This is a genomic window from Corallococcus sp. 4LFB, assembly GCF_046520365.1.
In the GTDB taxonomy this organism is placed as follows: Bacteria; Myxococcota; Myxococcia; order Myxococcales; family Myxococcaceae; genus Corallococcus; species Corallococcus caeni.
Map to the genome: position 1 here is coordinate 1 of NZ_JBKGHJ010000284.1, position 11,141 is coordinate 11,141.

Below are 11,141 nucleotides of genomic sequence, written 5' to 3' on the forward strand. Positions count from 1 at the left end.
CCGGCGTCCGGCGTGGGCCCACCCCACCATCCGGACCCGCGCCGTAGAGCTGCGCCAGCTGCGGCCACAGGGCCGGGCACCGCTGCTGCACGGGCGTCGAGGCGGGCACAGGTGCGCGCCCTGCACGTCGCCCAGCTTGAACATCGGGTCCCAGGTCGTGCCGTCGTCCGCGCTCCTCGCCAGCGCCCAGCCGCCCGTCCAGCCCGGGCCACAGCCATAGAGCGTCCCGTCCCGCTTCAGCGCGCAGGCGTTCCCGTTCGGCTCCGCCAGCTCCGTGAAGGGCCCGTCGTCCTGTCCCCGGAAGAGATGCGTCGTCGTGGAGACCCACACCGTGCGCCCGTCCGGGGACGCCTCCACGCTGCCGATGCGCTCGTAGGTGTCCATCACCGGCGTGAGCGTGACGCCGCCGTCCGTGCTCTTGAGCAGCCAGTCGTGCCCCTGGGCGGAGACCTTCGCCCACAGCACGTCCGGTGAGGCGTCGCTCACGCGCAGCAGCACCAGGTCATACGGCAGCTTCAACGCGGTGAGCGGCTGGGGCAGCCGCGTCCACTCGCGCCCGCCGTCGTCACTGCGAGCAAGGAACTGCCCTTCCGCGTCCTGGCCCGACGCGTAGATGCGCAGCGGCTCCGACGCGGCGACGCGGATGGCGGAGAACTGGGAGCCCTGCGTCGGCGCCAGCGCCTGGACCCATGACTCGCCGCCGTCCTCGGAGCGGTACAGCCCGTTGCTCTGGGACGGCCGCCCCGTGCTGACGTACAGGAAGCGCTCGTCCACCGGGTGCACCGCCAGGCTCGTGACCCACGTGTCCTTGAAATAGCCGTGCGCCGTCCAGGTGCAGCCGCTGTCGTCGGAGCGGATCAGCTGGCTCCCCGTGGCGGCCAGGATGGCCCCGCCGGACAGCCAGAAGTAGCGCTCCGGACGCCAGATGGCGATGCCCATGCCCTCCGGGCAGATCCACCGCCAGGTCGACCCCTCGTCGCGGGAGATGAGCGCGCCGGAGGAGTCCCCCATGATCCAGTCGGACGCGTGCCCGCGGCGCACGCTGATGCTGCTCGCCTCGTCGGGCATGCCCCAGTGCGCCCGGCGGGCGCCGCCCACAGCGACACGAGCAGCGGCAGCCTCCAGGACAGGAGGACGGATGTCTTCTTCACGGTGTGGCTCCGGCGCGGAGAGGAAACAACGAGCGGCCGCGCACCGGATCCGCTCCGGTGCACGGCGCTCGCGTGGGGGGCACGGCTCAGTTGGGCGCGGTGCGGTACTCGAAGTCCTCGAGCGTCATCAGGTAGTCGCCCCGGTCCTCGCGGTAGCGGAGGCAGTAGCGCGTCGGGTAGAGGCCGGAGACCTCCATCGCCGGGGGCGCCTTGATGACGCGGCAGTCCTCGGCGGGCTTGCTCTTGGCGAAGCCGCCCTCGACGACGGTCTCGAAGTACGTGATGTGGCCGTCATAGGCGCCGTAGACGAACGCCTGCGTGAAGGGCTCGCCGTTGAAGGGCGACTCGGCGATGTCCGCCAGGTGGTTGCCCATGCGCGCGGACACGCCCTTCTGGTTCTCGAAGCCCGTCGGGTAGAAGGGCGCCGGCGGATCCTTGATGGCTCGCGCGTAGTCGTTGCAGTCCGTGTAGACGCCGCACGGACCGGTGCGGATGAAGTTGCGCTTCACGAAGTCCTGCATGAAGAAGTGCAGGTCGAAGTGCCCCTTGTCGAACGCGCCGATGGGGCCGTGGCCCCGGCCCTGCCAGTTGAACATGATCCACTGGAAGGGGACGTCCTTCATCTTGGGGAACCAGAGCACGCGCTCGTGGCCGCCGTTGCACTCCTTCTCCGGGTCCGTCACCCCGTCGTTGTTCATGTCCCAGCACGTCTGCCCGTCGTTCGTGGGCTGGTTGGGCAGCATGGGCAGCGTGTCCATGGCGGCCTGATCCACGGTGACGCCAATGGCCTTCACGGAGCCGTCCGGGTTCTTCTGGACGATGGACTGCACGTAACCGTCGCCGAACGACACGCGGTTCTCCATCAGGTCGCACATGCCACGGTACGCGCCGTCCTTCAGCAGCTTGGACAGCTCCTTCTCGGAGACCCTCTTGGCCTTGCCGTCGACGCAGGCATCCACGGTCTCGCCTTCATCGGAACAGCCAGCCAGGCCCAGCAGGGCCACACCCAGGATCCACGGACTCAGACGATGAAACACGGTGCACTCCTTGTGAACGAAACACGATGAACGAAACACGATGAACGAAGCAGCAGCCCCGGCTCAGGCGCGCAGGGCGGACGACAGCGAGCCCACGAGCGCGTCGAGCCCGTGGCTGAACAGGGTGTAGTGGTTGCCTTCCAGCTCCACGAGCTGGCCGCCCGAGGTGAGCCCCAGCCACGCCTCCGCGTTCTGCCGCGAGGCGCCTCCGGGCTGCGCGCCCCGGCAGAACCAGACGCGGCCGGCGTAGGGGCGGGCCTGGTACGCAGTGAGGGCGCGCATGTTCGCCTTGAACACCTCCGCGTGCGCCCCCAGCGTCGCGCGGTCGAGCTCCGGAGCGATGGCCTCCTGCGCCCGCAGGTCCTCCACCACGCGCCTCCAGCACCGCGTCCGCGGGCAGGGCCCGCAGCGCGCCGGCGTCCACGGAGACGCGGCGGGCCGACAGCGCGCCCAGGTCCTCGGCGAAGCGCGCCATCAGCGCCGCCTCGTCCATGGCGTCCCCGCCCTGCCCCGCCGGCGGGACGAGCACGTCGATGAGCGCGAGCGTGGAGACGGTGTCTCCCGCCGCCTGGAGCTGGCGTGCCATCTCGTAGGCGACGACGCCGCCCATGGACCAGCCGCCCAGGTGGTACGGGCCGCGCGGCTGCACGTCGCGCAGCGCCTCCAGGTACGCCGCGGCCATGGCCTCGATGGACCGGGCGGCGCGCCGGGGCGGCACCTGGAGCCCGAAGACGGGCTGATCCGCGCCCAGCTTGCGCGCCAGCTCCGCGTAGCACAGGACGCTGCCACCCACCGGGTGCACCAGGAAGAGCGGCGGCCGCGTGCCCGAGGGCTGGATGGGCACCAGCGCGCCCCGCCCCTCGCGCCGCGGCGTCTCCGGCCCCTCCAGGGACGCGGCGAGCAGCGCGATGGTGGGCATCTCGAAGAGGGTCGCCAGCGGCAGCTCCCGGCCCAGCTCCTGGCGCAGCCGCGCCATCAGCCGCACCGCGAGCAGCGAGTTGCCGCCCACCTCGAAGAAGTTGTCGTGGACGCCCACGGGGCCCGGCAGGAGCCCTTCCCAGAGGCCGGCCAGCGTCTTCTCCAGCTCGGTGCGCGGCGGCACCCGGACGCCGGTCTGCTTCTGCGGCTGCGTGCCCTCCAGGGCCGGCAGCGCGCCGCGGTCCACCTTCCCGTTGGCGCTGAGCGGCAGCGAGTCCAGCGTCACGAAGGTCTGCGGCACCATGTACTCCGGCAGCTTCGTGCGCAGCGCCTCACGCAGGGCGTCCAGCGCCGGGGGCGCCTCCGCGTCCAGCACCACGTAGGCCACGAGCCGCTTGTTGCCCCGCTTCTCACCCACCGCGGACGCGACGGCGGCGCGCACGCCCGGGTGCTGGAGCAGCGCGTTCTCAATCTCGCCCAGCTCGATGCGGAAGCCCTGGACCTTGACCTGGAAGTCCTCGCGGCCCAGGAACTCGATGTCGCCGGACGGCAGGAAGCGGCCCAGGTCGCCCGTGCGGTACAGCCGCTCGCCCGTCAGCGGGTGGCGGATGAAGCTTCCGCGGGTCTTCTCCTCGTCCTTCCAGTAGCCGCGCGCGACGCCCACGCCGCCGATGAAGATCTGCCCCGGCACCCAGGTGGGGCACGGCATCAGCGCGTCGTCGAGCACCAGCATCTGCTGGTTCAGCATCGCCTTGCCGTAGGGGATGCTGGGCCAGGCCGGGTCCACGTCGCCAATGGGGTACACGATGGACCAGATGGCCGCCTCGGTGGCGCCGCCCATGCTGTAGACGGCGGCGTTCGGGGCCACCGCGCGGATGCGCTCCGGCAGCGACACCGGGATCCAGTCGCCGCTCATCATCACCGTCTTCAGCTGGGGCCACGTCTCGCCCAGGCCCGCCAGGTGGTCGGTCATCATCTCCATCAGCGCGGGGACGCTGTTCCACACCGTCACGCGGTGCTCGCGCACCAGCTGGAGCCAGCGGCCGGGCTCGCGCAGCTCCCCGGGCTCCGGGATGACCAGCGCGCCGCCCGCGGCCAGCAGGCCGAAGACGTCCCACACCGACAGGTCGAAGTTCATCGCCGACAGCGCGAAGCCCCGGCTGTCCGCGTCGACGCCGTAGCGCGTGTTGACGTCCAGCAGCGTGTTGAGCGCCGCCCGGTGCTCAATCATCACGCCCTTGGGGTGGCCCGTGGAGCCGGACGTGTAGATGACGTAGGCCAGGTCCTCCGGACGCTGCACGTCCGGCAGCGCGTCCGCCGGGGGCCGCTGCGCCTCCGGCCCGTCGATGGCCAGCACCGCGCCGGGGTCCACGCCCGCCAGGTCCAGCGTGAGCCAGGACTGGGTGAGCACCTGCTTCGCCCCCGTGTTCTCCAGGAGGTAGCGCAGGCGCGCCGGAGGCAGGTGCGCGTCGATGGGCACGTACGCGGCGCCGGACTTGAGGACGCCCAGCGCGGCGACGACCTGCTCCCAGCCCTTCTCCATCACCAGGGCCACGAGCGCGTTGGGCTTCGCCCCCTGCTCGCGCAGCCAGTGCGCGACGCGGTTGGAGGCGGCGTCCAGCTCCCCGTAGGTGAGCGTGCGGCGCGAGGTGATGACCGCGGGCCGGTCCGGCTGGAGCGCCGCGGCCCTCACGAACGGCGCGTGCATCAGGCCCCGCGCCACGGGCGCGGCCGTCGCGTTGGCCTGCCGGCGGGCGTCCAGCTGATCCACGGGCAGCAGCAGCCGCGTGCGCTCCGTCCACGCGGAGGGCTCCGCCGCCAGCCGCGTCACCAGGCCCGAGTAGGCCTCGAACATGGCGTCGATCATCCCCGCCGGGAACAGCTCCTCCACCACGTCCCAGTTGAGGACCAGCCCGCCGCCGTCCTCCACCACCTGGTGATCCAGGAACACCTGGGGCGTGCGGATGCTGCTGTGGATCTCCTCGCCGCCCGTGCCCATGGTGAGCAGGTGCTGCGCCAGGCCGGCCGGAGCGGCGTCACCTTCGCGCGAGTGGAAGTTGATGGTGCTCGCGTAGACGACGGGCATGCGGGCGCGCCGCATGTCGCCGTCGCGCCGGTTGAGCTCCCGCAGGACGCGCACGCCGCTGAACGACGCGTGGTCCAGGTCGTTCCACAGCTGCTGCTGCAGCCGCTGCGCCCGCGAGGCGAGCGACTCCGCGCGCTCCACCTGCACCTCCAGCAGCGTGGTGGCGCTGAAGTTGCCGAGCACCCGGTCCACGTGCGGGTGCAGCGGCACGCGGTTGAAGAACAGCACGTTGAGCGTGAAGGCGCGGCTGCGGCCCCAGGTGGCCAGCACCTCCGCGTAGGCCGCGCACATCACCATGGACGGCGTGACGCCCGCCTCGCGCGCCAGCTCCTTGAAGCGCGCCCACTGCGCCTTGGGCAGCCGGAACGAGCGGTGCGTGAAGCGCGGCAGCTCCAGCGTGCCCGGGTGGCGGGCCATGGGGAGCTCCGGCGCGGGCGGCAGCTTGGGGACGCGCTCGAGCCAGTACTTCTCCGCGGCGGCGTACGCGGGGCCAGCCTCCAGCGCCTGCACGCCCAGGACGTAGTCCCGGAAGGTGATGTCGATGGGCCGCAGCGCCCCGGCGCCCTCGCGGTACACGGCGGACCATTCCTTGAAGAGCAGCGACGTGCTCCACGCGTCCACCACCAGGGCGTCGAAGCCCAGGTGCAGCCGCGTGCGCTCGCCATCCAGCCGCGTGGCCCGGACGTCGAACAGCGGGAAGCGGTCCGTCTGGAAGACCTGGGTGGCCATCTCCGTGCGCAGGGCCGCGAGCGCGCGCTCGACCTGGCCAGCGTCCTGGCCCCGCAGGTCCACCGTGCGGATGACGAAGGACGGCACCGTGGACAGCACGCGCTGCTGGCCGTCCGGCGTCACCACCGCGCGCAGCATGTCGTGGCGCTGGATGATGACGTCCAGGCTGGAGCCCAGCCGCTCCAGGTCCACGCCCAGCAGGTCCACCTCCAGGAAGAAGTAGGTGGACACGCCGCCCAGCTCGAAGGAGCGGGTGCGGCCCAGCAGGTACGCTTGCTGGAGGTCCGTCATGCCGAAGGGCTGGTGCCGCCCTTCCCCGTCATGCACGAGCACCTCCACCGGGGCTGCTTCCGCGCTCGCGGTCCGCGCCGGCTCCGCGGCGCCGTTCGCGGGAGGGGCCTCCAGCGAGAGCTGCCCGAGGATCTCCGTGCACAGGGCCTTGAGGCTCGCGCCCGCCAGCAGTCCGCCGAGCGACAGCGCCACGTTCAGCTCGTTGGCGACGGCGCTCTTGAGCTCCAGCGCCATCAGCGAGTCGAAGCCCGCGTGCGCGAGCGGCGCGTCCACGTCCACGTCCGAAGCGGAGGCGCGGAGGATGACGGCGACCTGGGCGCGCAGCCAGCTCCACGAGCCGGGGCGTGCGCTCCGCCACCTGCAGCCGCGCGAGCACGTCCCGCAGGCCCGACGAAGCGGGGCGGGCCGGCGCTCGCCGACGGCGTGGCCTCCGCGCGCGTCACCTTCTGGAGCGCCTGGACCGTCGTGCGCTTGAGCAGCGCCCCTTCGGCGCGCAGGAAGACGCGACCCTGCGCGTCCGCCACGTCCACGTCCGCGACAAGCGTCGTGTCCCCGTCCTTCCAGGGCCGCAGCCGCACGTGCGCCCGGGTCGCGGCCGCCGGGGTGGCAGGACCGACGACGAAGCGCGCGACCTCGACGATCATGTAGATGGCGTCCTCGGGCACGTCGCCCGGCAGGCACGCGAAGACCGCCTGGAAGAGCGCGTCCACCAGGCCCGGGTGGACGCGGTAGCCCTCCGCCTCCTTCGCGTCGGGCGCCCGCATCGTCGCGAGCGCCTCGCCCTCGCGGAAGCGGACCTCTTCAATCCAGCGCGCCGAGTGCCCGAGCACCAGCTGGCGCTTCTCCATGCGCGCGTAGAACTCCGCGCCGTCCAGCGTCTGCCCGCAGCGCGCGAGGATGGCGTCCGCGGACTCCAGGCCCTTCTCCTCGCGGGCCTCCGCGAGCCGCCCCTCCACGTGCACCGACCACGCGCTGGAGTCCTCCGAAGCGCCCGGCGGCAGGCTGTGGAGCGCGAAGCTCCGCTCGCCCTTCCCGTCCGCGGGCTCCACCACCAGGTGCGCGACGCGCGTCTCCTCGTCGTCCATGAGGAGCCCGCGCCGGACCGACAGGCCCTCCACGCGGCAGGCGCCTGCTCCCGGCGTCAGCGCGTGCCAGGACTGGAGCGCGGCCTCCAGGAAGACGCCCACGTTCACCACCCGCATCCCGCCCATCCGGCAGTCCGCCAGACACGGGTGCTGGGCCGCGTCGTACCGCACGCGGAACTGGGCCGCCGGCAGCGGCGACGGCAGCCGGTGGCCCAGCAGCGTCGTGGAGCCCGCCTCCACCTCCTGCACGGAGGCCGGGGACCGGGCCGCGGCACCGGGCGCGGGGGCGGCGTACCAGTAGCGCTTCCGGTCGAAGGTGTACGTCGGCAGCGGCACCCGGCGCGGCTCCACGCCCGCGTGCAGGCTGTCCCAGTCCAGGTCGGCGCCGCGCGTGTACAGGGCGCCCGCGCTCTCCAGCATGGAGCGCTGAGGGGCCAGCCCCTTGCGCATGGAGGGCAGGAAGGCGCGGTCCCCCGCCGGGGCGTAGCGCTTCACCATGCCGATGAGGTGCGGCGCGGGGCCGACCTCCACGAACGTGTCGAAGCCGTTGTCGAACAGCCACTCCATGCTGGCCTGGAAGCGCACGGCCTCGCGCGCGTGGTCGCGGAGGTAGCGCGGCCCCAGCGTGCCGGCGTCCACGGGCCGGCCGGTCAGGTTGGAGATGAGCGGGATGGACGGCTCCTGGAACGTGAGCCCGGACGCGGCCTGCTCCAGCGCGTCCAGCATCGGGTCCAGCAGCGGCGAGTGGAACGCCTGCGAGACGTTGATGCGCTTGTGCTTGTGGCCCTGCGCCGTCAGCGCCTGGAGCACCTGCTCCACGGCGTCCGCCTGGCCGGAGATGACGATGTTGTCCGGCGCGTTCACCGCGGCCACGGACACGCGGTCGGCCTTGCCCTCCAGCGCGGAGCGCACCTGGGCCTCGCTGGCGAAGACGGACGCCATCGCGCCCGCCGCCGGGAGCGCCTGCATGAGCGCGCCGCGCACGGCGAGCAGCGCCACGGCCGCCTCGGGCTCGAAGACGCCCGCGACGCAGGCCGCGACGTACTCACCCACGCTGTGGCCCAGCACCGCGGCAGGGACGACGCCCCAGCTCTTCCAGAGCATGGCGAGCGCGTACTCCACGGAGAAGAGCGCGGCCTGGGTGTAGCGGGTCTGATCCAGCAGGCCCGCCGTGAAGCCCTCGCCGCGCAGCAGCGTGAGCAGCGGCACGTCCCAGTGGGCCTTCAGCGCCTCCGCGCAGCGGTCCAGCGCCTGCCGGAACACCGGCTGCGAGGCGTGCAGCTCCACCGCCATGCCCGGGAACTGGCTGCCCTGGCCGGTGAAGAGGAAGGCCACCTTCGGCGCCTGCCCCACCTGCGCGCGTCCCAGGGACGCCCCCGCGGGCAGCTCACCCGCCGCGATGGCGGACAGCGCGTGCTGGAGCGACTCCAGGTCGTCCGCGGGCAGCGCCACGCGCTCCGCGAACCGGGCCCGGCCCGTGTTCACGCTGAAGCACACGTCCTCCAGCAGCAGGTCGCGATGCGAAGCCAGGTGCGACGCGTGCCGTCCCGCCAGCCGCGCCAGCACCGCCGGACTGCGCGCGGACAGGGTGAAGAGCTGCGTGCCGGGCTCGAAGGTCCGCGCCGGGCGGACCACGGCCGGGGCCTCCTCCACCACCAGGTGGGCGTTGGTGCCGCTCGCGCCGAAGGAGCTCAGTCCCGCGATGCGCGGACGCTCCGCGCGCGGCCAGGCCTCCGGCCGGGTGGAGATGGCCACCGGCAGCGTCTCCAGGTCGATTTCGGGGTTCAGCTCCCGGAACTGCACCTGGGGCGGCAGCTCCTCGTTCTGGAGCGCGAGGATGACCTTCATGAGGCCCGCGGCCCCCGCCGCCGGCTCCAGGTGCCCGATGTTGGCCTTGATGGACCCGATGTGGATGCGGTCCCCTTCCGCCCGCCCCTCGCCCAGCGCCGCGCCCAGCGCGCGGACCTCTATCGGGTCGCCGAGCGGCGTCCCCGTGCCGTGCGTCTCCACGTAGCTGACGCGGTCCGCCCCCACGCGCGCGGCCTTGAGCGCGCCGCGGATGACGTCCTGCTGGGCGGCGGGGTTGGGCACTGTCAGGCCGCCGCTGCGGCCGTCCTGGTTGACGCACGAGCCCCGGATGAGCGCGTGGATGTGGTCCTTCGCCGCCACCGCGTCCGACAGGCGCTTGAGCACGAAGACGACGCAGCCCTCGCCGCGGGTGTAGCCGTTGGCGTTCCGGTCGAACGTCTTGCAGTAGCCGTCCGGCGACAGCATGCCCGCGCGCGACAGCACCACGAACCACTCCGGCGACAGCAGCACGTTCACGCCGCCCGCCAGTGCTAGCGAACACTCCCCCGCGCGCAGGCTTTGACAGGCCTGGTGCAGAGCGACGGCGGAAGAGGAACACGCCGTGTCCACGGACAGGCTGGGACCGCGCAGGCCCAGCCAGTACGACAGGCGCCCGGCCGCGAACGTGGACGCGTTGCTGGTGAGGCAGTAGGCGTCCAGCTGATCAATGGGCGTCTCCTGCATCAGCTTCTGGCAGTAGTCGTAGTTGGTGATGCCCACGAACACGCCGGCCATGCTCCCCTCGAGCTTGTCGAAGGGCTGCGCGGCGTTCTCCAGGGCCTCCCAGCTCACCTCCAGGAACAGGCGCTGCTGGGGATCCAACGTCGCGGCCTCGCGCGGGGAGATGCCGAACACGCCCGCGTCGAACCGGTCGACGTGCTCCAGGAACCCGCCCTTGAAGGGCTCTCCCTCCGGGGTCGCCGCGGCGCCGCGCTCGGCGGGGAACGCGCGGATGCCGTCGCCCCCGGAGCGCAGGAAGCGCCACAGCGAGGCGGGGTCGTCGTTGCCGCCCGGCAGGCGGCAGGACATGCCCACCACGGCGATGGGCTCGGAGCGCTGGGACTCGACGGCGTCGAGCTTCCCGCGGAACTCACGGATGCGCTCCAGGGCGCGCTGGAGCAGTTCGTCGCGGTTGGACGCTTCGGTGGAAACCGGCGGGGTGCTCATGACAGGTCCTTGCTGGAGATGGAGGAGGTCTCTTCGAGTTCCCGGGCCAGGAGGTCGGCGATGCTGTCCGTTCCGCCTCCCGCCGCCGGGGGCCGTCCCTGGGACGCCAGCGGCTGCGGCTCACGCGGCGGGGTGGCAGGGCCGGGGGGGCGTGACGAACGTGCCCAGCTGCCGGGACAGCCGCTCCACGGTGGGGTTCTCGAAGATGACGGTGACGGCGAACTTGCGCCCCAGCTGCTGCTCCAGCCGGTTGCGCAGCTGCCCGGCCATCACGGAGTCCATGCCCATCTGGAAGAAGCCGCCCTTGGGGTCGAGCCGCGCGGCGTCGAACTTCAGGATGCGCGCCACCTCCGCGTGCACCAGGCTCCGCAGCTTCGTGGCCCGCTCGCGCTCCGGCAGTGCCCCCCAGGCGGTCAACTGCGCCGAAGCCGGAGCTCGGACCTCCGCGGGGCGCCGGGCGGGCTCGGGGGGCGTGTCACGCACCTCCGTGCGGGGCAGCTCCATGCTGGTGGAGCGCACCGACGCGAGCACCGTGACGGGCCGCTCCTTGAACCAGAAGGACTCGCGCTCGAAGGGATAGGTCGGCAGGCGGAGGAAGTGGGTGTGGGACGCCAGCAGCCGCTCCAGCCGCAGGCCCAACCCCGCCGCGTGGAGCGCCGCCGCGGACGTCAGCAGGGCGCCCAGCGCGTCCTGGCTCCCCGGAGCTGGACACCGCCAGCGCGTCCGTCAGCTCCAGGCGCGCGGCGCCTCCGCCACCGGCGCGGCGAGCACCGGCTCCGCGCCCAGCTCCACGAAGATCAGGTGGCCCGCGTGCAGCGCTTCCTCGATG

The 11,141-nt window shown here is 72.7% G+C and carries 5 protein-coding genes; all 5 read right to left on the reverse strand.

The window, feature by feature from the left end:
* Positions 1–1,068: hypothetical protein (locus ACLEQD_RS26535; RefSeq protein WP_410387751.1), on the reverse strand; the 1,068-nt coding region annotated here is incomplete at its 3' end.
* A 169-nt stretch (positions 1,069–1,237) separates the two neighbouring features.
* Complete coding sequence (locus ACLEQD_RS26540) at positions 1,238–2,155, reverse strand: hypothetical protein (protein ID WP_410387752.1); 918 nt, start codon at positions 2,153–2,155, stop codon at positions 1,238–1,240.
* Positions 2,121–6,485 carry an amino acid adenylation domain-containing protein gene (locus ACLEQD_RS26545; RefSeq protein WP_410387753.1) on the reverse strand — a complete coding sequence of 1,455 codons (4,365 nt, stop codon included), beginning with the start codon at positions 6,483–6,485 and terminating at the stop codon, positions 2,121–2,123. The genes ACLEQD_RS26540 and ACLEQD_RS26545 overlap by 35 nt, the downstream gene beginning before the upstream one ends.
* Positions 6,446–10,312, reverse strand: coding sequence for a type I polyketide synthase (locus ACLEQD_RS26550; protein WP_410387754.1), 3,867 nt, complete (start codon positions 10,310–10,312; stop codon positions 6,446–6,448). The genes ACLEQD_RS26545 and ACLEQD_RS26550 overlap by 40 nt, the downstream gene beginning before the upstream one ends.
* Before the next feature lie 120 nt (positions 10,313–10,432).
* Positions 10,433–10,951, reverse strand: coding sequence for an acyl carrier protein (locus ACLEQD_RS26555; RefSeq protein ID WP_410387755.1), 519 nt, complete (start codon positions 10,949–10,951; stop codon positions 10,433–10,435).
* Positions 10,952–11,141 lie beyond the last annotated feature (190 nt).